This window comes from Brevundimonas sp. (assembly GCF_013912065.1).
GTDB lineage: Bacteria > Pseudomonadota > Alphaproteobacteria > Caulobacterales > Caulobacteraceae > Brevundimonas.
This window is the reverse complement of the sequence record NZ_JACESA010000015.1, coordinates 19,100-40,456: the sequence shown is the minus strand read 5'-3', so window position 1 is coordinate 40,456 and position 21,357 is coordinate 19,100. Positions and strand designations below refer to the sequence as shown.

At 67.9% G+C, this 21,357-nt stretch carries 21 protein-coding genes; 8 read left to right on the top strand and 13 right to left on the bottom strand.

Features of this window, described 5'->3' with window-relative positions; all coding sequences use genetic code 11:
* Nucleotides 1–3 precede the first annotated feature (3 nt).
* The 5 genes from H2037_RS13085 to H2037_RS13065 all read right to left on the bottom strand — a co-directional run bounded on the left by H2037_RS13085 (nucleotide 4) and on the right by H2037_RS13065 (nucleotide 4,119).
* Nucleotides 4–693, bottom strand: a complete 690-nt coding sequence (locus H2037_RS13085; RefSeq protein WP_292122764.1) for a CpaD family pilus assembly protein — start codon at nucleotides 691–693, stop codon at nucleotides 4–6.
* A 4-nt stretch (nucleotides 694–697) separates the two neighbouring features.
* Nucleotides 698–2,290: a type II and III secretion system protein family protein gene (locus tag H2037_RS13080; protein ID WP_292122761.1), complete on the bottom strand. Its 1,593-nt coding sequence runs from the start codon at nucleotides 2,288–2,290 to the stop codon at nucleotides 698–700.
* 11 nt (nucleotides 2,291–2,301) lie between these two features.
* A complete protein-coding gene (cpaB, locus tag H2037_RS13075; RefSeq protein WP_292122759.1) occupies nucleotides 2,302–3,207 on the bottom strand; it encodes a Flp pilus assembly protein CpaB in 906 nt (301 codons plus the stop codon).
* Nucleotides 3,208–3,321: 114 nt separating this feature from the next.
* Nucleotides 3,322–3,828, bottom strand: a complete 507-nt coding sequence (locus H2037_RS13070) for a prepilin peptidase (RefSeq protein WP_292122757.1) — start codon at nucleotides 3,826–3,828, stop codon at nucleotides 3,322–3,324.
* 117 nt (nucleotides 3,829–3,945) lie between these two features.
* Complete coding sequence (locus tag H2037_RS13065; RefSeq protein WP_292122754.1) at nucleotides 3,946–4,119, bottom strand: Flp family type IVb pilin; 174 nt, start codon at nucleotides 4,117–4,119, stop codon at nucleotides 3,946–3,948.
* A 238-nt stretch (nucleotides 4,120–4,357) separates the two neighbouring features.
* Between H2037_RS13065 and H2037_RS13060 the strand changes: the two genes are divergently transcribed.
* From H2037_RS13060 to H2037_RS13050, 3 genes are read left to right on the top strand one after another with little or no spacing between them, the layout of a single operon-like run.
* Nucleotides 4,358–4,792 carry a pilus assembly protein N-terminal domain-containing protein gene (locus tag H2037_RS13060; protein ID WP_292122751.1) on the top strand — a complete coding sequence of 145 codons (435 nt, stop codon included), beginning with the start codon at nucleotides 4,358–4,360 and terminating at the stop codon, nucleotides 4,790–4,792.
* 9 nt (nucleotides 4,793–4,801) lie between these two features.
* The gene (locus tag H2037_RS13055) at nucleotides 4,802–5,365 is read left to right on the top strand and encodes a TadE/TadG family type IV pilus assembly protein (protein ID WP_292122748.1); all 564 of its coding nucleotides are present in this window, start codon (nucleotides 4,802–4,804) and stop codon (nucleotides 5,363–5,365) included.
* Nucleotides 5,358–5,903, top strand: coding sequence for a TadE/TadG family type IV pilus assembly protein (locus H2037_RS13050; RefSeq protein ID WP_292122745.1), 546 nt, complete (start codon nucleotides 5,358–5,360; stop codon nucleotides 5,901–5,903). Before H2037_RS13055 ends, H2037_RS13050 begins: the two co-directional genes overlap by 8 nt.
* On the opposite strand, the gene H2037_RS13045 is transcribed toward H2037_RS13050, so the two are convergent.
* The 5 genes from H2037_RS13045 to H2037_RS13025 form a co-directional block, all read right to left on the bottom strand.
* Nucleotides 5,904–7,208 (bottom strand): anthranilate synthase component I family protein, encoded by a 1,305-nt coding sequence (locus tag H2037_RS13045; RefSeq protein WP_292122742.1) that lies wholly within the window; start codon nucleotides 7,206–7,208, stop codon nucleotides 5,904–5,906.
* A complete protein-coding gene (locus H2037_RS13040; protein WP_292122739.1) occupies nucleotides 7,205–7,996 on the bottom strand; it encodes a tyrosine-protein phosphatase in 792 nt (263 codons plus the stop codon). Before H2037_RS13040 ends, H2037_RS13045 begins: the two co-directional genes overlap by 4 nt.
* 9 nt (nucleotides 7,997–8,005) lie before the next feature.
* Entirely contained in the window at nucleotides 8,006–8,308 is a 303-nt protein-coding gene (locus H2037_RS13035) for a transcriptional regulator (protein WP_292122736.1), read from the bottom strand.
* On the bottom strand, nucleotides 8,308–8,931 hold the full coding sequence (locus H2037_RS13030; protein ID WP_292122734.1) for a hypothetical protein: 624 nt from the start codon (nucleotides 8,929–8,931) through the stop codon (nucleotides 8,308–8,310). Before H2037_RS13030 ends, H2037_RS13035 begins: the two co-directional genes overlap by 1 nt.
* A gap of 245 nt (nucleotides 8,932–9,176) precedes the next feature.
* The gene (locus H2037_RS13025; RefSeq protein WP_292122732.1) at nucleotides 9,177–10,622 is read right to left on the bottom strand and encodes an AMP nucleosidase; all 1,446 of its coding nucleotides are present in this window, start codon (nucleotides 10,620–10,622) and stop codon (nucleotides 9,177–9,179) included.
* Nucleotides 10,623–10,750: 128 nt separating this feature from the next.
* Here H2037_RS13025 and H2037_RS13020 point away from each other — a divergent pair, with 128 nt between their 5' ends.
* The 4 genes from H2037_RS13020 (at nucleotide 10,751) to recQ (ending at nucleotide 17,674) form a co-directional block, all read left to right on the top strand.
* Nucleotides 10,751–12,010, top strand: coding sequence for a multidrug effflux MFS transporter (locus H2037_RS13020; protein WP_292122731.1), 1,260 nt, complete (start codon nucleotides 10,751–10,753; stop codon nucleotides 12,008–12,010).
* A 62-nt stretch (nucleotides 12,011–12,072) separates the two neighbouring features.
* The gene (locus H2037_RS13015) at nucleotides 12,073–14,028 is read left to right on the top strand and encodes a M1 family metallopeptidase (protein ID WP_292122728.1); all 1,956 of its coding nucleotides are present in this window, start codon (nucleotides 12,073–12,075) and stop codon (nucleotides 14,026–14,028) included.
* Between the two features lie 683 nt (nucleotides 14,029–14,711).
* Nucleotides 14,712–15,689 (top strand): complex I NDUFA9 subunit family protein, encoded by a 978-nt coding sequence (locus H2037_RS13010; protein WP_292122725.1) that lies wholly within the window; start codon nucleotides 14,712–14,714, stop codon nucleotides 15,687–15,689.
* An 86-nt stretch (nucleotides 15,690–15,775) separates the two neighbouring features.
* Entirely contained in the window at nucleotides 15,776–17,674 is a 1,899-nt protein-coding gene (gene recQ / locus H2037_RS13005) for a DNA helicase RecQ (protein ID WP_292122874.1), read from the top strand.
* Here the strand turns inward: recQ and H2037_RS13000 are convergent.
* The 3 genes from H2037_RS13000 to mutM form a co-directional block, all read right to left on the bottom strand.
* Nucleotides 17,671–18,564, bottom strand: coding sequence for an alpha/beta hydrolase (locus H2037_RS13000; protein ID WP_292122722.1), 894 nt, complete (start codon nucleotides 18,562–18,564; stop codon nucleotides 17,671–17,673). The genes recQ and H2037_RS13000 overlap by 4 nt on opposite strands.
* Nucleotides 18,565–18,617: 53 nt before the next feature.
* Nucleotides 18,618–19,403 carry an enoyl-CoA hydratase gene (locus H2037_RS12995; RefSeq protein WP_292122719.1) on the bottom strand — a complete coding sequence of 262 codons (786 nt, stop codon included), beginning with the start codon at nucleotides 19,401–19,403 and terminating at the stop codon, nucleotides 18,618–18,620.
* A gap of 81 nt (nucleotides 19,404–19,484) precedes the next feature.
* Nucleotides 19,485–20,348 (bottom strand): bifunctional DNA-formamidopyrimidine glycosylase/DNA-(apurinic or apyrimidinic site) lyase, encoded by an 864-nt coding sequence (mutM, locus tag H2037_RS12990; protein WP_292122716.1) that lies wholly within the window; start codon nucleotides 20,346–20,348, stop codon nucleotides 19,485–19,487.
* Nucleotides 20,349–20,576: 228 nt separating this feature from the next.
* Between mutM and H2037_RS12985 the strand changes: the two genes are divergently transcribed.
* Nucleotides 20,577–21,302 (top strand): phosphatase PAP2 family protein, encoded by a 726-nt coding sequence (locus H2037_RS12985; RefSeq protein ID WP_292122713.1) that lies wholly within the window; start codon nucleotides 20,577–20,579, stop codon nucleotides 21,300–21,302.
* The last annotated feature ends 55 nt before the right edge of the window (nucleotides 21,303–21,357 follow it).

Genomic DNA, 21,357 nt, shown 5'->3' with positions numbered 1-21,357 from the left:
GGGCTATTCCACCGCCGTCGAGACTCGTGTCCGAGCAACCAGAGTCTCTTGCGGGGCAGCCGTCAGCCTTCCAGCTCGATAGTTGTCGAACACGACCGATCGACGTCCGGCGTCAGCAGGGGTCAAAGCGCGTGGCGCGACGATGTCGCGGGGGTCGGCGATCTGAGCTGCCAGATTTGCAGTCACGGCGCAGCCGAAGTTGGCGCTGGTCCTATTGTCTCCCGTACGGCTCAGATTGCCCCAGGCCGTCCCGCAGCGGGGTACGGCCGCCTGAATGGTCTCGAAGCCGACGAGAACGGGAGCGCGGGGGTCAGGCCCAGTATAGCTGATGATGCGAAGTTGCTCCGACGCCAGGCCGAGACGCTCCAGCATGGCGTGGACGTCATAGGCGGCCTTGACGGCGACGGGATCTCCACCGGCCGGGGCTTCGATCACGATCACCTCGGCGCCAGACACGGCAAACCGCCGGGCCAGGTCGCTTAAAGCGGCATTCTGATTGGTGGACAGCCCGTCTTCGTGAACCGCGAAGGCGATCCGATCCAGGCCATTTTCGACCTGAAGCGAATATCGCGACGTCGGCGTCAGCGGAGCCGGCCCGCCCAGGCTTGCGGGACCGCCGACACAGCTGACAAGTCCGAAGACTGGAGCCGAAAAAGCGAGCGCGATAACGAGCGCCTTGGGGGTGCGGATCATGGGCTTACTCGATCACATAGCCGACCGCGCCCTGCCACTCGGCTCCGGGCCGGTCGCTCGACGGGGCGGGCGATCCGTAGATCTGGTTCAACTGGCCGAACAGCATGGTCTGCGAATCGCTCGCGATACGGAGGCCGTCAGCCGGCGTCTGCATCCGGTCGGGCGAAGTCGGTGAGACGATATAGGGTTCGACGATTACAACCAGTTCGGTCTCGCCGCTCAGAAAGTCCCGTGACCGAAACAGCGAACCCAGCACGGGGAGGTTGGTGACGCCGGGCAAGGAATCCACCGTCTGGCGGGAACTTTCCTGAAGCAGACCGGCGATCATCATGGATCCTCCAGAAGGCAGTTCGACCGTATTCTCGCTGCGTCGGACAGTCAGACCCGGAAGGGTGATGGAAGAAGCGGTGCCGGCGCCTATGGTGAATCCGCCCTCATCGGTCAGTTCCGACACCTCCACTTTCACCTGCAGCGAAATCCTTCCCTCGGACAGCACGACCGGCCGGAAGGACAGCCCCACGCCGTAAGGCTTGTAGGTCACTGTAATGGTGCCGTCCTTGTCGCGGCCGGTGGGCAGGGGGAACTCGCCGCCGGCCAGGAAGTTGGCGGATTCGCCATTTACGGATGTCAGGTTGGGTTCGGCCAAGGTACGGGCCAAGCCCACGCGCTCGAACGCCTCGAGACATCCGGTGGCGTTCGTACCCGTCATCGTCTGGAAGGCTGTCGATGCGGCGCTGGAAATCACATCCGTCAGCGAACTACCAGAGCTGCTGCTCCTGGTGTTGCGAACGAAATTCAAGTCATCGCCAATATTGGTCTGGGTAGTGTCCACGACGCTGTTGGCGTTATCGACGATGCTCGAAGTCGAAGTCGAATTCGAATGGTTCGTCGTCCGGCCGCCATTCTGATTATAGCAAAGGCCGCTTCCCCCAAGCGCCGCGCCGTTGACCCCGTAGGTGTTCGGTCGACTGAAGCCGTAGGAATGAATCCCGGACCCCTTCAGAATATCGGCGCTGAAACCCAGTTGCTTCAGGCTGCTGCGCTGGACCTCGACCACCCGCACCTTCAGTGTGACCTGATCAGACCCCGCCACACTGATCATGTTGATCACCTTCTCAGGTGCAGACACGAAGGCGCGAGCCACTTGAGCGGCTTGTGCGGCCTGAGCCGGAGATGCGGCGACACCCGTCAGGATCACACTATCGTTGACAGCCTCGGCACGGATTTCGCCGCCAGGGGCGAGACGGCCGAGCGTGTCCTGAAGGGCGCTGGTGCCGGCGTCGACGCGTACGCGCAGGCTCAGGATGGTGCGGCCGGCGGCGTCCAGGAAGACGGCGTCGGTCTCGCCCGGCGCGACGCCGATGACGGTGATGCGGCGCGGCGAATGCAGCATGGCCTCGGCCACCTGCGGATTGGATACGATGACGTCGCGCGCGTCGGCCGGCAGATCGACCGCGAACGAGGTGCCGCGCGGCAGGTTGATCAGTCTCTGCGCCGCCCCGGTCGAGACGGCGGTGCGGCTCTGGGCCAGGACCTCGGCGGGCGCGGCGCCCCCGGCGATCAGGGCGCTGGCCAGGGCGGCGGTGAAAAGACGCATGGTCGGCTTCCTCACGGCGTCACCACCTCGGGCGCGCCGCCGCGGTAGATGCGGACGGTCTGGCGTTGGGGGGCTGCGGCGGCGGCGGCGCGGCGGATCGAGCCGGACGGACCGGCCGTGTCGGCATAGGAACGCAGCGACAGGGACAGCTCGCCCTGGGCCTTGGCCTGAGCCAGGATTTCGGCGTCCTGGGGACCGACCTCCAGCGTGGCGGTCGCCCCGACCACCGCCTGTTCGTCGTCGCCGGCGCGGGTCGACTGGTCGATGGCCAGAACCTTGACGTTGTGCAGCACGGTGCCGGCGATGAATTTGCCGCCGCCGCCCTCGACGCCGCTCTTGTCCTCGCCGGTGAAGACCACATCGACCCGATCGCCGGGCAGGATGAAGCCGCCGGCGGCGGATTCCACCGTCACGCCGATGGCCATGGCCCGCATGCCGGGCTCCAGATAGGCGGCCAGATAGCCGCTGTCGCCGGCCCGCACGATCTTGCGGCCGACGATGGGTTCTCCGGCGAGAATGGGTTCACGCACCACCGACCCCACATAGTCGGCCTTGGCGCCGGAACTCGCGACCCGGTTGATGACCTTGGCCGCGCCCTCCACCACGTTCTCGGCCTTTTCGGCGGGAGCCTCGGCGGCGGGTTTGGCCGGGATCGGCGTCGAGCCGTCGGTGATGAAGGCCGGATTGACCTCGTCCAACGGCCACTCTTTCCAGGCCAGGTCCCCGTCCGTCAGACGCTTGCCGGGCGCCAGATCCTTCGCCGCAACCAGGATCTTGGCCATCGGACGGGCCTCCACCGGCGCGGCGGCGGCGGGAGCGGCGGGCTCTGAACCGTTGCCCATGGCGCGGACGACCAGGGCCAGGCCCAGGGCGGAAACGGCGGCGATACAGATGACGGCGATGCGGGCGGGCTTCATCCATAAAACTCCAACAGACGCCGCGACCCGGACTCGGTCCATGATGCGCTGTCGTTAACGATCATGACGCCGCCGGGTTAATGCGTTCCTAAGCTCGACGAACACGCGTCGCGCCTACAGCAGGCCGCTCATCAGGTCGGCGTCGGGGAAGGCCATCAGGGCGCCGATGGCGATGGCGACGCCGTAAGGAATATGTCCCTTGGGCTCGAGCAACCGCGCCGTCCAACCCGGGGCGGACGGCACGACGAACTGAAGGTGCTGGCGCGCCGCGATCAGCAGCAGGCAGAACAGCCCGCCCGCGACGCCGGTCCACAGCAGGAACATGGCCGATCCGCTCCAGCCCAGCCACAGGCAGCTGGCGGCGATCAGCTTGGCGTCGCCGCCGCCGATCCAGTTCAGGGCGAACATGCCGGCGCCGACGATCAGGGCCAGGACGGCCACCCCGACATGAACGCCAAGGTCCGCCGGCCCCAGTCCGGCCGCCAGGCCGATTGGAAAGAACAGGACGATCAGCGCCAGCGAGATCCAGTTGGGGATCTTCATCGTGACCAGATCATGCAGTCCGCCGACGATGACGAGGGCGGGCATCAGGCTCAGGGCGAGCAGAAGGACGGATTCCATCCCTTGGGTCTAGCGGCCGGACGTTAAGTTCGGGTTTCGCCCGCCGGGTCGCGCGCAAAGAGAAAGGGCCGGGGCGTCGCCGCCCCGGCCCTTCCCGGTTTCAAGACTTATTCAGTCTTACGCGTCCTTGCCGAGCTCGGCGCCGACGTTCTCGAGAGTTTTCTCAAGGTTGCCGCCGAGGGTGGTCAGGGCGGTGATGATGACGACGGCGATCAGGGCCGCGATCAGGCCGTATTCGATGGCCGTGGCGCCCGACTCGTCTTTAGCGAAACGCGAAACAAACTTGGTCATTGCATAGGTCCTTTGATTTATGTCCAGCGAGCAGATGGCGGGGGGAGCCGGTAGCCCGCTTGACCCCCAAAACGCAGGATGAGAATGCCCAACGCACATTAAGGCTGAGTCACGAATTGTGGTTACGCACGGATTCACCAAAGAAAAATCGCTTTGGGTGGCTTCAGCCTTTGTTGAGGAACCCGGCAGCATTATGCGCGCGTCCGCGTTCACACGCGCTATCGCACCAGAGTCGCCGATGCTCCGCCCTTCGATGATCCTCATGACCGCCGCCCTGGTCGCCGCATCCGCCCTCGCGCCGCTCGCGGCCTCGGCCCAAACCGCTTCCCAGGCCGGCGCCCTCAATGTCGAGATCGACCGCTCCGCCCGCGTTCAGTTGAGCGGATCGGCCTCGTCCGTCATCGTCGGCAATCCGGCCATCGCCGATGTCACCGTCGTCGACGCCTATACCCTGTTCATCGTCGGCAGGGGCTATGGCGTCACCGAAGTGGTCGCCGTGGACGGCGTCGGCCGCACCCTGTTCCAGCGCGAGATCGTCGTCACCGGCGGGTCGACCGGCACGGTCCGGGTGTGGCGCGGCGCCCAGGCCACCGAGATGGCTTGCGGCGCCTCCTGCGCGCCCAGCCTCCGCAAGGCGGAAGGAGCCACTTCTTCCTCCTCCGTCGCCCCCTGAGGTCGGTCGATGATCCGCCCCATACGTCCGGACGTATGGCGTTCCAGGCTTGGACGTCGTCATCGGACCGACGCCCGTAGAGCCCGCGAGGGCGCCGCGGCGGTCGAGTTCGCCATGGTGGCCCTGCCCTTTTTCGTTCTTCTATATTCGCTGATCGAACTCGGCCTGGTCTTCATGATCGACGCCGTGGCCGAAAACGCGGTCGTCGACGCCACCCGCCTGGTGCGGACCGGCCAAGCCTATGAGCAGGGCTTCGACGCGACCAAGTTCAAGACCGCCTTCTGCAATAATATGAGCGTCTTCAAGAGCGGTTGCGCCGCACGGACCACGGTCGACGTCCGCGTGGTCGCCAGTTTCGCCGCCACCGACGAAGGCGAGGACGCCGACGGCGACGGCGTCCCGGACAAGGACAACTATAACGGCGGCGACGCCGAGGACCTGGTGGTGGTCCGGATCTGGTACCGCCAGCCGATGATCGCCCCTTCCCTGACCCAGGCGGTCTCCAAGGGCGGCCCCGGCGAGATCGTCATCTCCTCCACCACCGCCTTCCGCAACGAGCCCTGGCGTGCGTAGGTCGCTGATCCGCCGTCTGGCCGGCGATGTCCGCGGCGTGTCCGCCGTGGAATTCGCCCTGATCGCCCCGGTGATGATCCTGTTCTACGCCGGACTGGTCGATCTGAGCCAGGCCTATATGGCGCTGAAGCGGACCAACCACGTGGCGGCGACGGCCGCGGATCTGGCGTCTCAGTCCCTGAGCCTGACCAGCGTCGACGTCGACAACATCTTCCAGGCCGGGCCGCACATCATGGCCCCCTTCGCCTCCCCCGATCTGGAGCAAAGGATCAGCAGCGTGACCCGGGTGTCCTCCACCACCTACAAGATCGACTGGAGCCGCAGTTCGAAGAGCACAGGAGCTCTGGCGAACGATCTGGCTCTGGCCGACGCCAAGGTGCCGGCGAACATGCTGGACAATGGCGAATCCGTGCTGATCGCCGAGGCGGCCTATACCTACAAGTCGCCCTTCCAGGCCTTCCTGCCCGAGTTTCGTTTCCAGCGTCGCGCCCTGCTCGAACCGCGCCGGACCGCCGTCATCACCTGCACGACCTGCTGATCAGGCCGTCAGCGCCCGTCGCAGGGCCGAAATTTTGGCCTCAGTCTCGGCCAGTTCCGCCTCGGGATCGCTGTCGGCCACGATCCCGGCGCCGGCCAGGGTGCGAAAACGCCAGCGGCCGTCGATGCATTCGAACGAGGCCGTGCGGATCAGCACCGAGGCCGTCAGCCCCCCGCCCTCTTCCAGAATGAACAGAGACCCGCACCAGGCGCCGCGCGGCGGCTCCAGACCGGCGATCACCTTCATGGCCTGATGCTTGGGCGCCCCGGTGATCGAGCCCGGCGGAAAGCTCGCCGCCAGCAGGTCGGCCGGCGTCACCCCCGGATCGGCCCGCCCCACCACGGTCGAGACCAGATGATGGACGGTGGGATGGCTCTCGACCGCGAACAGCCGATCCACCGCCACCGACCCGGCGCGCGACACCCGCGCCAGATCGTTGCGCATCAGATCGACAATCATCAGATTTTCGGCCCGGTCCTTGGCGCTGGCCCGCAGTTCGGCGGCCAGGGCGGCGTCCTCGACCGGATCGGACGAGCGGGCCCGGGTGCCCTTGATCGGCCGGGCCTCGATCCGGCCGCCGACGCCGTCGAAGGCCAGGAAAAGCTCGGGCGAGTTCGACACCAGGGCCAGATCCCCGACGCGCCAGAAGGCGCCATAGGACGAGGCCCGCCCTTGCTGCAGCCGCAGGAAGACGTCGAACGGATCGGCCTCGGGTTTCAGCGTCCCGTTCCAGCCGCGGGCGATATTGGCCTGGAACAGCTCGCCCGCCGCGATCCGCGCCACCACCTCGGCGACGGCCTCGCGATAGGCCTGCTCCGGCGCCTCGGCCGCAAACCCCTCGGCCGGCGGTTCCGTCGAAGGCGGCGCCGGTCGGGCGGCGACCAGCCAGGCGGCGGCGCGGTCGGCGGCGGCCTCGGCCTCGGCCGGATCGCGTCCCCGGCCGATCGCCCGGACCCTGTGCCGATGGTGATCGAAGCTCAGCAGGGACGGATAACGGGCCAGGATCAGATCGGGCCAGACCGGCGTCCGCGCCCCCGTCGCAGGACGCGCCCCGGCGTCATAGGCGGCCAGACCGACCGTGCCCGCCCCCCAGGCCGGATCGCGCAAAGGTCCGAACAGATCGGCCTCGACCTCGCCGACATGAACCCGGTCCGGCCCGGTCGCCAGATGGGACCAGCGCCCGCCCGGCCCGCCGTCCGACAACAGGGCCAGGGCGCCGTCCGCCCCGCCGATCCCGACGGCGACCTCCAGCGGTTCCGTCCACGGATGATCACGGACGACGACGTGGCTCAGACCCTCGCTCACGCCGACAGCCGCGCCTCGATCCGCTCGCGCAGGCCCGCATCGACGCCCAAGGCCTGCTCAAGATAGGCGTCCAGCGACCCGTGGCGGGACTCGATCTCGGCGATGGCGGCTTCCAGATAGGCGGGCTCCACCCCCAGGAAGGCGACCACCGCGTCGTCCGAGGCGACCCGGCCGGTCATCTTTTGCAGCTGTTTCGCGATCGACGGCGCCCGGCCGGCCAGGTCGACTGCGGTGTTGGTCAGCAGATAGTCCTCGACCATGTCGTCGCGGTGCACGCCCAGCAGATGATGGGTCAGGGCGGCGAGGAAGCCGGTCCGGTCCTTGCCGGCCGCGCAATGGATCAGCACCGGCCGGTCCTGGTCGTCCCCCATACCGGCGAGCGCGTTGAAATAGCGGCTGAAGACCTCCTGATGCGAGGCGTCGAAAGGCAGGCTGCGATAGGTCCGCTCCATGAACCGCCGGCCCGAGGCCGGGGTCAGGTCCTCGGTCTTCAGGAAGGTGATGTGCGGCGCCTCGACCCCGTCGTCCATCCCGCCCTCGATCACCAGGGCGTCGAACCCGTCATGCCGGCGCGACGGCTGGTCCCGCCGCTCGCCCGGCCGCCTCAGATCGACCACCGCGCCGAGGCCCAACCCCTTCAGCCGCTCCAGATCCGCATCGCTGGCCCGCGCGTGATGGGCCGAACGCAGCAGGCGGCCGGGACGCACGCGTCGCCCGGCCGCCGTGGCGTAATCGCCATAGTCGCGGAAGTTGTCGATGGCCTCGAAGGCATGAAGACGGTCGCTCATGCCGTCCTTTTAGCGCGCCGGCAGCAGGCCCGCCATGGCGTCCAGATAGGCGACGAAGGCGGCGCGGCCCGCTTCGGTCAGCCTGGCCTCGGTCAGGGGCTTGCGGCCGACGAAACTCTTGGTCACGGCCACGAAGCCCGCGTCCTCCAGCTTTCTCAGATGGACCGACAGATTGCCGTCGGTCGTCTGCAACCGGGCCTTCAGCGTGTTGAAGTCCGCCGTCTCCGCCCCGGACAGATAGGCCATCACCCCCAGCCGGATCCGTCCATGAATGACCTCGTCGATGCGGCCGATATCGAAATCGTCCGCCATCAGACGATCTCCGACGGTTCCTGCCGCATCAGGATCAGACCGGGGACCAGGGCGACGGCGAAGATCACCAGTGTGAAGACCAGATACATGCCCACGTCGCCTGCGAACCAGCCCACCACCACCGCGCCGATATAGGAAAGAATCCCGGTCACTGTCATCCAGCGCACTCTCGTCATGGCGCCCGCGATCATCCAGGCGGAACCGTAGGCCACAAAGACCACAGTGGGCATGACCTTCATCACCGACCAGTCACCGGACTGCAGCCCCATCGCCATCAATCCCATCCAGGTGACGAAGATTCCGTAGCCCACCGCCGACCACGCCGCGCCGACGGCTCGGTTGCCCGACGAGTTGAAACCAGGTTTGCCCTTCATTCGGCCGGTCAGCACCGCGAGCGCGACGCCGAACACGGCGCCCGCCCCGATCCAGAGCCAGACCGGCGCCCAGGGGCTGGCCTCGATCACTCCACTGAGCAGCGCCCACTGCCCCAGGTTAGCCACGCCGAACACCACGGCGGCCGTCACCAGGATCGGCCCGGCCAGCAGCGGCGCATGCCGCCCCTCATGGGCCAGGGCCCGCATATAGGCGATATCGTCCTGAATAGTCTGCGTCTCGCGCGTCATGGCGCCCTCCTCCTGAAATCGATGACCACAGGATGCACAATGTACTTTGTGTTGTAAAGCACTTTCACCACACCCATCTCCTCCCCATTCATGGGGAGGTGGCGCGACGCCTCTTCAGCGTCGTGACGGAGGGGTTCTTCACCGCATCACCGATGTCCGTGGGACGTCCAGAACCCCTCCACCCCCGTGCAAGAGGCGCGGCGGTCCCCTCCCCGCGCGGAACGGGGAGGAGACGGTCGGAGTCTTCACCTGAACGGCGGCTCGTCGAAGGCGCGCAGCTTGCGGGAGTGCAGGCGCGGCCCCTCGTTTCGCATCAGGTCCACCGCCTGGATGCCGATCTGCAAATGTTCCGAGATCGAGCCTTCGTAGAAGCGGTTGGCCTGGCCCGGCAGTTTGATCTCGCCGTGCAGCGGCTTGTCCGACACGCACAGCAGCGTCCCGTAGGGCACCCGGAACCGATAGCCCTGGGCGGCGATGGTGGCGCTTTCCATGTCGATGGCGACGGCCCGGCTCTGGTTGAAGCGCAGCGCCGACTTGGAATAGCGCAGCTCCCAGTTCCGATCGTCGGTGGTCACCACCGTGCCGGTGCGCAGGCGCAGCTTGACCTCGTCGCCCGGCATGCCGCTGACCGACTTGGTGGCGTCGTAAAGCGCGCGCTGGACCTCGGCGATGGACGGGATCGGAATGTCCGGCGGCAGCACCGCGTCCAGCACATGGTCGTCGCGCAGATAGGCGTGGGCCAGCACATAGTCGCCGATGGTCTGGCTGGCGCGCAGGCCGCCGCAGTGGCCGATCATCAGCCAGACATGCGGTCGGGTGACGGCCAGGTGGTCGGTGATGGTCTTGGCGTTGGACGGGCCGACGCCGATATTGACCAGGGTCACCCCCTTATGACCCGGCGCCGTCAGGTGATAGGCGGGCATCTGGTGCTTCTTCCAGGCCGTGTCGCTGATCGCCGCCTCGGGATTGGGCGTGTCCCGGGTGATCACCACCCCGCCGGCGCAGGACAGGGTCTCGTACGGCGTGCCCGGCGTCTGCAGCTGTTCGATGGCCCAGCGCACGAACTCGTCGACATAGCGATTATAGTTGGTGAACAGCACATAGGACTGAACATCGTCCACCGGCGTGCCGGTGTAGTGCCGCAGCCGCGCCAGCGAAAAGTCGGTCCTCAGCCCGTCGAAATGCGACAGGGGGAAATCTCCGGCCATGTCGAACAGACCGTCGGCGATCTCGTCGCCGATATGGGCCAGGTCCGTGGTCGGGAACCAGCGGGCCAGAGCGGTCGTCATCGACCGGTCCAGCGCCACCTCCAGCCCGTCGGTCACATAGGGGAAGGGGATTTCCTGGCGCGAGACCCCGACCTCGAAGGTCGCGCCGTATTCCCGTTCCAGCAGGCCCAGCTGTTCGTCCAGATAGGGGCGGAACAGGTCCGGCCGCGTGACTGTGGTGGAATAGGCGCCCTGTTTCGCCAGCCGGGCATAGGCGCGCGGCTCCAGATCCTGGGGGCGATCCCCGTCCCAGCGGATGCGAAGTTCGGGATAGGCGAACACCCCTTCGGCGCGCTTCAGCGGATCAGGCCGGACGCCGGTGTTGACGAAATCCCGCACGGCGTCGCGCAGGTTGGTCACGGATCGGGTGTAGAGGGTCTCGAGGCGGTCCAGCGCCGCCTGTGCTGTCATCTGTTCTGTCATGACTTCCTCTAGCGAAGCTTCGTGACCTTGGCGAGGCGCCGCAAGGTCAACCCCGGTTTCGCTGCATTGCAGCAATTTATGACAGAGGAACGGTTGCGGTTCCGCACGGGACGGCGCATCTGCCCCCCATGTCCTCTTCCCCCCCGTCAGCGCCCGCCAAGAAGGATCTCGGCTTCGTCGAGTTCGTCTGTCTGATCGCATTGATGATGGCGCTGAACGCCCTGGCCATCGACTCGATGCTGCCGGCCCTGCCGCACATCGGCGCGGACTTGGGCGTGGAGAACGAGAACAGCCGCCAGTGGGTGGTCACCGCCTATCTGCTCGGCTTCGGCGGGGCCCAGCTGATCTACGGCCCGCTGGCCGACCGGTTCGGCCGCAAGCCCGTCCTGCTGTTCGGGGTCGGCGTCTATGTGGTCTTCAGCCTGCTGGCGACCCTGGCCCCGACCTTCGACATGCTGATCCTGGCCCGGATCGGCCAGGGTCTGGGCAGCGCCTGCACCCGCGTTCTGGCCGTCTCCATCGTGCGCGACCGCTACGAGGGCCGGACCATGGCGCGGGTCATGTCGTTCAGCTTCCTGGTCTTCCTCGGCGTGCCCATCCTGGCCCCGTCCATCGGCCAGTTGATCATGCTGGTCGGACCGTGGCGCTGGATCTTCGCCGGTCTGGGCCTGATCGGCGTCGGCCTGATCGTCTGGGCGAGCCTGCGCCTGCCCGAGACCCTGAAGCCCGAGGATCGGCTGCCGATCCAGGCCCGTCGCCTGGCCTCGGCCTATAAGACCGCCCTGACCGACCGGACCGCCGTCGGTTATATGCTGGCCATGACCGCCATCACCGGCGCCCTGTTCGGCTTCATCAACTCGTCCCAGCAGATCTTCGCCGACGTCTTCGACGCCGAGGCCGCCTTCCCCGCCGTCTTCGCCCTGATCGCCGGCGGCATCGCCATAGCCTCCCTGGTCAACGCCCGTCTGGTCGTCAGCCTGGGCTCGCGCCGCATTTCGCACACGGCCCTGATCGGCTTCACCGTCATTTCGGCGGTCCATGCGACGGTGGCCCTGCTGGGGATCGAGTCGATCTGGACCTTCGCGGTCCTTCAGACCCTGACCATGTTCTGCTTCGGCCTGATCGCCGGCAATTTCGGAGCCATGGCCATGGAGACCATGGGCCATATCGCCGGCACCGCCGCCTCGATCCAGGGCTTCATCTCCACCATCGTCGGCTCGCTTCTGGGCTTTGCGGTGGGCCAGCAGTTCAACGGCACGACCGTGCCGATGGCCCTGGGCTTCACCGTCTTCGGCCTGATCGCCCTGGGCTGCGTCCTGTTCGCCGAACGCGGCCGCCTGTTCCGCGCCCATCACCTGCCGCCGATCAAGGCCGCCGCCGAGGCTTGATCTTTTCGGCGTTTCCGCGCGTTCTCCGGGCCAATCGTCACGATCAGCCCTGGAAAGCCTCGATGAAGCGCAAAGCCTTCGGTCTCGTCTCCGCCCTCGCCCTTGCTTCGGTTCTGGGCCTCGGCGCCTGCTCCACCACCACGACCGGAGGCGCCGCCATGACCCCGCCCGCCGTCGCCCCCGCGCCCGGCCCCGAGGCCGTCGACACCCATACCTACGCCCGTCCCGAGATCGCCCGCGTCGTCGACGTGGCCCTGGACCTGACGGCGAACTTCGAGGCCAAGACCCTGTCGGGCACGGCGACCCTCGACATCCTGGCCGTTCCCGGCGCCAACGAGGTCATCCTGGACATCCGCAACCTGGACATCCAGGACGTCCGCGACGCCCAGGGCCAGCCGCTGCGCTATGTCGTCGGCGATAACGACCCCATCAAGGGCCAGCCCCTGACGGTCTATTTCCCCGCCTTCGCCCCGAACGAGCGGCGCAAGATCACCATCCGCTATTCGACCCGTCCCGACGCGGCGGCCCTGCAATGGCTGACCCCGGCCCAGACAGCCGGCGGCCAGAAGCCCTATCTGTTCAGCCAGGGCCAGGCCATCCTGACCCGCACCTGGGTCCCGACCCAGGACAGCCCCGGCATCCGCCAGACCTATTCGGCCCGGATCACGGCGCCCGCCGACCTGACCGTGGTCATGAGCGCCGATCATCTGACGCCGCAGGGCGAACCGGCCGCAAACGGAATGAAGACCTGGCGCTTCCGGATGAACAATCCGATCCCGCCCTATCTGATCGCCATTGGGGTCGGCGACATCGCCTTCGCCCCCTTCGACGAACGCACCGGCGTATGGACCGAGCCCAGCCGCCTGCGCGCCGCCGCCGCCGAGCTGGAGCCGACGGCCAAGATGGTGGACGCCGCCGAGGCGCTGTACGGCCCCTATCGCTGGGGCCGCTACGACCTGCTGGTCCTGCCGCCCTCCTTCCCGTTCGGCGGGATGGAGAACCCCAAACTGACCTTCGCCACCCCGACCATCATCGCCGGCGACCAGTCGCTGGTGTCGCTGGTCGCGCACGAACTGGCCCACTCCTGGTCCGGCAATCTGGTCACCAACGCCACCTGGAACGACTTCTGGCTGAACGAGGGCTTCACCGTCTATTTCGAGAACCGGATCATGGAGTCGGTCTATGGCCATGACCGCGCCATGCAGGAACAGGTGCTCGGCTGGGACAGTCTGCAGGACACGCTGAAGTCCCTGCCGGCCGCCGACACCCGCCTGCATCTGGATCTTCAGGGCCGCGATCCCGACGACGGCATGAGCGACATCGCCTATGAAAAGGGCGCCCTGTTCCTCCGCACCATCGAGCGGGCCGTCGGCCGCGACCGTTTCGACGCCTGGCTCCGCGGCTATTTCGATCGCAACGCCTATCGGCCGATGACCACGGCCATGTTCCTGGACGACATCCGCACCCATCTGATCAAGGGCGACGCCGCCCTGGAGGCCCAGCTGCAGCTGGACGCCTGGGTCTATCAGCCCGGTCTGCCGTCCAACGCCGTGGCGCCCGTCTCCCACGCCTTCGAGCCGGTGGACGCCGCCGCCGTGGCCTTCTTCCGGGACAAGGGCCCGGCCTCGGCCATTCCGTGGGCGGACTGGAACACCCAGCAGCGCCAGCGCTTCCTCGGCTGGCGTCCCCAGGGCCTGGCCGCCGGCGCCGACTGGCTGACTACCGCCCAGCTGGCGGACCTGGAGCGCACCCTGAACCTGGCGCACGAAGGCAATACCGAACTGACCTTCGCCTGGCTGCAGATCGCTCTCGCCCACCGCTACCAGCCCTCGGTCGCCACGGCTGAGGCCTTCCTGACCGGCCAGGGCCGCCGCAAATTCGTCCTGCCCCTATTCCAGACCCTGTGGAACGAAGGCGACTGGGGCCGCCCTATCGCCCGCCGCATCTACGCCGAGGCCCGGCCGCTGTATCACCCCGTCACCAGCGGCTCGGTCGACCAACTCGTCGGCCGCCCCTGACCTGACAGACAGCGTCCCTTCGCGCGGGGGTGGAGGGGTTCTGGACGTCCCACGGACATTCGATGCGTCGAAGAACCCCTCCGTCACGACGCAAAGCCGCGCCGCGCCACCTCCCCATGAAATGGGGAGGAGACAGATGACGAAACCCGCCGTCTCCTCCCCGCTTTGCGGGGAGGGGGACCGCCGCGCCCCTTGCGCGGGGGTGGAGGGGTTCTTGACGTCCCACGGACGTCGGTGGTGCGTCGAAGAACCCCTCCGTCACGACGCGAAGCCGCGTCGCGCCACCTCCCCATGAAATGGGGAGGAGACAGATGACGAACACCCCTCCGTCTCCTCCGTAGAGCGGGGAGGAGACAAGACCCGTAACCCGCCTAATGACGCTGCTCCCCTTCGAGGAAAATCAACCCCTTACCCCTGTCTGACGACAATCGACCCGGCAGGCCTCCCCCTCGGATTACACTGGGGCCGAACGGCCTCGACGCCGGAGAGGGAGGGAAGATGAACCGTGAGACCCAACCGCGCCCAGGGCGGCTTTCAGACGATTCAGACTATTCAGACCCTCTTTTTTCGGCCGGGGTCTGAATCCCGCCGGCCCTGTCGCCAGCTTAACCGTTTATCGCCGCGTTGCAGCGCGGCGCCCTATCGTCTATCCCGCCGACACGGATTTCACTGGAGCTTTCCCCATGGCTGACCTGGCCCCCGGCGTCGTGACCCTCTTCGGAGGTTCGGGCTTCATCGGGTCGCAGGCGGTGCGCGCCCTGGCCCGCCGCGGCTGGCGCATCCGCATCGCCGTGCGCAACCCGGTCCAGGCCATCGAGGTCCAGCCCCAGGGCGATCCCGGCCAGATCCAGTTCATGCGCTGCGACGTGACCAGCGCCGACGACGTGGCGGCGGCGGTGCGCGGCTCGCACGCCGTGGTCAATCTGGTCGGCGTCCTGCATGACGGCGGCGGCAAGCGCGGCTTCAAGAGCGCCCATGTCGAGGCCGCCAGGGCCATCGCCCAGGCGTCCCGGGCCGCCGGGGTGGAACGCGTCGTCCAGATCTCGGCCATCGGCGCCGACGCGAACAGCCCCTCCGCCTACGCCCGCACCAAGGGCGAGGCCGAGAACCAGATCCGCGCCGTCTATCCCGACGCCGTCATCCTGCGCCCATCCCTGGTGTTCGGCGCCGCCGACGGCTTCCTGAACCGCTTCGCCGAAATGGCGACCATGGCTCCCGCCTTGCCTCTGATCGGCGGCGGCGCGACGAAGTTCCAGCCGGTCTATGTCGGCGACGTGGCCGAGTCCGTCGCGCGCGCCGTGATCCAGGGCGACGCCGCAGGCCGCACCTTCGAACTGGGCGGCCCCGACGTCTTCACCTTCCGCGAGGTGCTGGAACTGGTGCGGCGCGAGACCGGCCGCGACCGCCTGCTTCTGCCCATTCCCTTCCCGATCGCCCGACTGATGGGCGCAGTGCTCGAAACCGTCCGCTTCGTCGGCCTGACCCCGCCCCTGACCCGCGATCAGGTCGTCATGCTCCAGAGCGACAATGTCGTGGCCTCGGACGCCGCGACCCTGTCCGACCTGGGCGTCGTCTATCCGACGGGCATGGAGGCCATCGCCCCCTCCTATCTGTACCGCTACCGCGACGGCGGTCAGTTCGCCGTCTCGCCGGTTCGCTGAATCCATCCCCCGTTCGATCGGACCGCCGGCCGTTTTCACGGCCGGCGGCTCTTCGCAGACGGGAACAAATAGTGCACAGCTTCAGGATGCCGGCCACGCAGCTCCAGCCCTCCCCGACCCCCGCGCCCGATCTGGACGACGCCCGCGCTCTGCTGTCGCGCGTCTGGGGCCACGCGGACTTCCGGGGACTGCAAAGCCCGGTGGTGACCGAGCTGCTGGCCGGGCGCGACGCCCTGGCGGTCCTGCCGACCGGCGGCGGCAAGAGCGTCTGCTACCAGATCCCCGCCATACTCCGGCCGGGCCTTGGCCTGGTCGTCTCGCCCCTGATCGCCCTGATGACCGACCAGGTCGAGGCCCTGAAGCAGCAGGGGGTGGCCGCCGCCCGGCTCGATTCCGGCGTCTCGCTGGACGAACGCTCGGCCATCTGGGCCGCCGCCCGCGCGGGCGATCTGGACCTGTTGTATGTCTCACCCGAAGGTCTGGCCGCCGGCGCCATGATGGACCGGCTGGCCGAGCTTCCGCTCAGCCTGATCGCCATCGACGAGGCTCACTGCGTCAGCCAGTGGGGCCACGACTTCCGCCCCGACTATCGCAACCTGGGTCTGCTGGCCGAGCGGTTCCCGAACGTCCCCCGCATCGCCGTCACCGCCACCGCCGACGCCCGCACCCGCGACGACATCCTGCGCTCGCTGCGGCTGGAGGGCGCTCAGGTCTTCGTCGACAGCTTCGCCCGCCCGAACCTGCAGCTGTCGGCCGAGCGCAAGGAGAGCGCGTCGCGCGCCAAGACCGACGCCCGCGTCATCGAACTGGTGCGCGAGCGGCGGGGCAAGTCCGGCGTGGTCTATTGCGGCAGTCGTGACGGCTGCGACCGCGTGGCCCAGGCCCTGCGCGACGCCGGGACCAACGCCATCGCCTATCACGCCGGCATGGACACCAGGGAGCGCGACCGCCGGCTGGAACGCTTCCTGGCCGAAGAGGGCGCCGTCATGGTCGCCACCATCGCCTTCGGCATGGGGGTGGACAAGGCCGACGTCCGTTTCGTCATCCACGCCGATCCGCCCGGCAGCCTCGAGGCCTATTGGCAGGAGATCGGCCGCGGCGGCCGCGACGGCGAACCGGCCGAGGGCATCACCCTGTACGGTCCCTCCGACATCGCCTGGACCCTGCGCCGGCTGGACGGCCGCCCGATGGCCGAAGAGGTCAAACAGGTTCAGGTCAGGAAGGTGCGCCAGCTGTTCGCCATGCTGGACGGCGCCGTCTGCCGCGCCCAGGCCGTGCGTCGCTATTTCGGCGAGGCCGAGGCGGACCCTTGCGGCGTCTGCGACATCTGCGGCGACCCGCCCCTTCTCTATGACGCCACCGTCCCCGCGCAAAAGGCCCTGGCGGCGGTCCAGCGTCTGGGCGGCCGCTTCGGCCGGGGCCGGATCGTCGACCACCTGACCGGCCGCACCAAAACGGTTCAGCCGTGGGAGCAGTCGCTGTCGACCTGGGGCATCGGCGCCGACATCTCGCCCAACGGCTGGCGCGACATCGTCGATCACCTGCTGTTCGAGGGCCTGCTGGTCGAGGATCCGAACGACGGCAAGCCCCTGGTTGGTCTGGGCGAGGGCGAGGCGGTGCGCGCCGTCTACAAGGCCGAACGCAAGATCGAGGTGCGCCGTGTGCCCGCAGGCTTCGACGCCGGAACCCGCTCAGGCAATCCGCGCAATCGCCGCGACCGTTCGGGCGAGGGTCGCAACGCTGCGCTCGAGACCATGGATGCCGACGTCCGCGCCCGGTTCGAGGCCCTGCGCGCCTGGCGCCGCGACCGCGCCTCCGAACAGCACGTCCCGCCCTATGTCATCTTCCAGGACAAGACCCTGCTGGAAATCGCCCACGCCGAACCCGCCGACCTCGCCAGCCTCGGCGCCATCTCGGGCGTCGGCCAGTCCAAACTGGACCGCTACGGCAAAGGGGTGCTGGAGACGCTGAGCGCCCTGACCTAACCCAAAAACTGATCCACCGCCGCCTGGAACCGCTCCGGCTGGTCGATCATCACCTGGTGGTCGGCGCCCTCTATGCGGACGAAGCGTGCCGGGCGGGGCAGGTTGGCGAAGCCGTAGCGATACAGGCCTTCCAGCCGATGGCGCGGGTTGCTGGTGTCCCGCGTCCATCCATAGACCACCGTCACCGGCGCCGTGATGTCGCGCAGCCGCTGGCGCAGGTCGATCGTCAGGGCCTCGTACAGGCCCTGGGCCAGCACCCGCCGGTCGCCGCCCTGCAATCCCAAGCCGTCGAACACCATGTCGCCCGCCAGCCCCAGGTCGCCGCCCAGGGCCGAGACCTGTCCCTTCAGCGCCTGATCCCCGAACAACATCAGCGCCTGATAGCCCAGCCGCGCCAGAGGCTCGACCTGTTGCGGCGTGACGCGCGCATCGACCAGGGACGGGAAGAAGGGCGCGGAATCGACCACCATCACCCGCCCGACCCGATCCCGCAGGTCCGCCGCCACCCTCAGGGCGATCTGTCCGCCCAGCGAATGACCGATCAGGGCCGGCCGCTGGAGCCTCTGCTCGCGGATATAGCGTTCGATCTCCAGCGCCGCGGGTGCGGCCAGGGCGCCGCTGGCGTTGGCGCCGATGTCAGTCTGTCCGAACCCCCGGATCGTGACCAGGTGCACCCGATAACGACCGTCCAGCTTGTCCGCCGTCGACCGCCAGGCCGCCCCGGTGGAGCCCAGGCCGGGGATAAAGACGACGTCCGGCCCCGTCCCACGCGTCTCGACGATGATCCGGTCGGACCGGAAGGCGGGCGCCATGGAGGCGGAGGCCTGTGCGGTGAAACCCGGCAGAACGACGAACAGGGCCGCGACGAGAGAGGCGAGATAACGGATCATGATCCGCCCCTAACGCCGGATCACGGCGATCGGTTGACCGCCGCGACCTCTGATCACCGCCCCTTGAAGTCCGGCTTGCGCTTGTCGACGAAGGCCGACATGCCCTCCTTCTGATCGTCGAAGGCGAACAGGGAGTGGAACAGGCGGCGTTCGAAACGGACGCCCTCGGTCAGGCTGGTCTCAAGGGCGACATTGACCATCTCCTTGTTCATCATCACCGCCAGCGGGCTTTGCGCCGCGATCTTGGCGGCCGCCGCGCGGGCTTCGTCCAGCAGGGCGTCGGGGGCGACGATACGGCTGACCAGACCGGCGCGCTCGGCCTCGGCGGCGTCCATCATCCGGGCGGTCAGGATCATGTCCATGGCCTTGGACTTGCCGACCAGCCGGGTCAGGCGCTGCGAGCCGCCGATGCCGGGGGCGACGCCCAGATTGATCTCCGGCTGGCCGAACTTGGCCGTCTCCGACGCAATGATGAAGTCGCACAACATGGCCAGTTCGCACCCCCCGCCCAGGGCGTAGCCCGACACCGCCGCGATGATCGGCTTGCGGAACCGGGTGATCCGGTCATGGCCCAGGGCGAAGAAGTTCCCCTTGAACATGTCGGCGTAGGACTGATCCGCCATCTCCTTGATGTCGGCGCCGGCGGCGAAGGCCTTGGCCGATCCGGTCAGGATCAGGCAGCGCACGCTGTCATCGGTCTCCACCGTGTCGAGAAACGCCGCCAGTTCGCCGAACAGGGTCGAGTTCAGGGCGTTCAGCGCCTCGGGCCGGTTCAGGGTCACGACCGCATAACCATCGGCGTGGCGTTCGATCAGCAGGGTGGAATAGGTCTCGGCCATGGGCGGTCTCCTTCGTTTGTTCGCGTCATAAAGGATACCGCCTCTTTCGTCATTCCGGTGCGAGGTTCGAGCCTTTTGGCCTCAGCGCTTCTGACAACTGGGGCAATAGAAGGTCGAACGACCGCCCTGGACGATGCGAGCGACCACGCCGGTGCACCCCTCGCCACGACACGGCTCGCCCTCGCGGCCATAGACGTCGAACCGGTGCTGGAAATAGCCTTGGCCGCCCTCGGCGTTGGCGAAGTCGCGCAGGGTCGAGCCGCCCGCCGCGATGGCGTCGTCCAGGACGTGGCGGACCTCGGTCGCCAACCGTTCCAGCCGCGCCTTCGACACCGACCCGGCCGCGACCAGCGGCGAAATGCGGGCGCGGTACAGCGCCTCGCAGACATAGATATTGCCCAGGCCCGCGACGATCCGCTGATCCAGCAACGACACCTTGATGTTCTGTTTCTTGCCGGCGAAGGCCTCCACCAGGTGCGCGCCTGAAAAGCCGTTGCCCAGCGGCTCCGGTCCCAGGCCGGCGAACCACGGATGGGCCTCGACCTGGTCCGTCGGCATCAGGCCCATGAAGCCGAACCGGCGGGCGTCGGCGTAACCGATCCGGGTGGCGGCGCCGTCGCGGATCGCGCAGCCGCTGAAATGCTCGTGCTTGCCGGCGATCGGCGCCGCCTCCTCGAACTCGCCCAGCTGGGTTCCGTCCAGGGTGAAACGGCCGGTCATGCCCAGATGGGTGATCCAGGTCTCTCGGGTCGACAGGGCCATCAGCAGATATTTGGCCCGGCGGTCGATCCGCTCGACCGTCGCCCCTTCCAGCCGCTCGACGAACCGCTCGGGGAACGGAAACCGCAGATCGGGCCGGTTGATCCGCACCCGTGACAGGCGCGCCCCCTCCAGCACCGGCGTCAGGCCGCGTCGGACGGTTTCGACCTCGGGAAGTTCGGGCATGGAACGGTCCTAGCCCGCCTGGCGCCGCCAACCAAGCCTACCGTCCGGCCTCGCTTCAAACTTCGGCGAACCGTCTTGAATCTGCTGTCGCGCAGACACCGATCCCACATCCGCCTGACATGCGGCTTTGGCACACAGAGCGGGCTCATTCCGGGGGGAATAGTGACACAGTCGATTATCAACCGCGGGCCCCGCCCGCGCGTCCTGCCGTCGTTCGATCTGGGTCGAATGATCGGCGCCACGCGTGACGACGCCGCGATCCTGGCGGCGACGGCCGTCCTGGCGCTGAGCGTCTATTTCCTGGTCTTCCCCGGCGTCGACATCGCCGTGAGCCGGCTGTTCTATCGCCCAGAGGCGGGCTTCGTCCTAGCGGACAGCGTCGTGCTCAAGGCCCTGCGCAAGAGCTCCACCTTCGTCCTCGCCCTTCTGCTGATCAGCGTGATCGGGCGGCTGGTCTGGCGCGCCCTGCGCCGTCGCTCCCTCGGCGCCGTCGCGCGGCGGGCGGTCTTCGTCCTGGCGTCCCTGGCGATCGGACCGGGCCTGGTCGTCAATCTGCTGCTCAAGGGCATGTGGGGTCGCGCCCGGCCGATCCAGATCGACCAGTTCGGCGGCGAGGCCCATTTCACCCCCGTCTGGGTCGTCAGCGACGCCTGCCAGTCGAACTGCTCCTTCGTCTCGGGCGAAGGCTCCAGCGCGGCCTGGATGGTCGGCGCCGTCCTGGTCCTGACGCCGGCGAAATGGCGGCCCGTCGTCTTGCCTGCGGCCGTCGTCTACGGCGTCGCCCTGTCGATGAACCGGTTGGCCTTTGGCGGACATTTCCTGTCGGACGTCCTGCTGTCCTGGTGCCTGACGGCCCTGGTCATGGCCGGTCTCTACAGGGTGACGGTGGCTTCGCCCGGCCTGGTTCGGCGCGCGCGGCGGCGCTTTCGCGGCGTCCAGCCCGTCCCGGCCTGACCGCGACTGGTTGCCGCACGGGCCATTATGGGCTTACGTCCCGGCCGAACGTGGG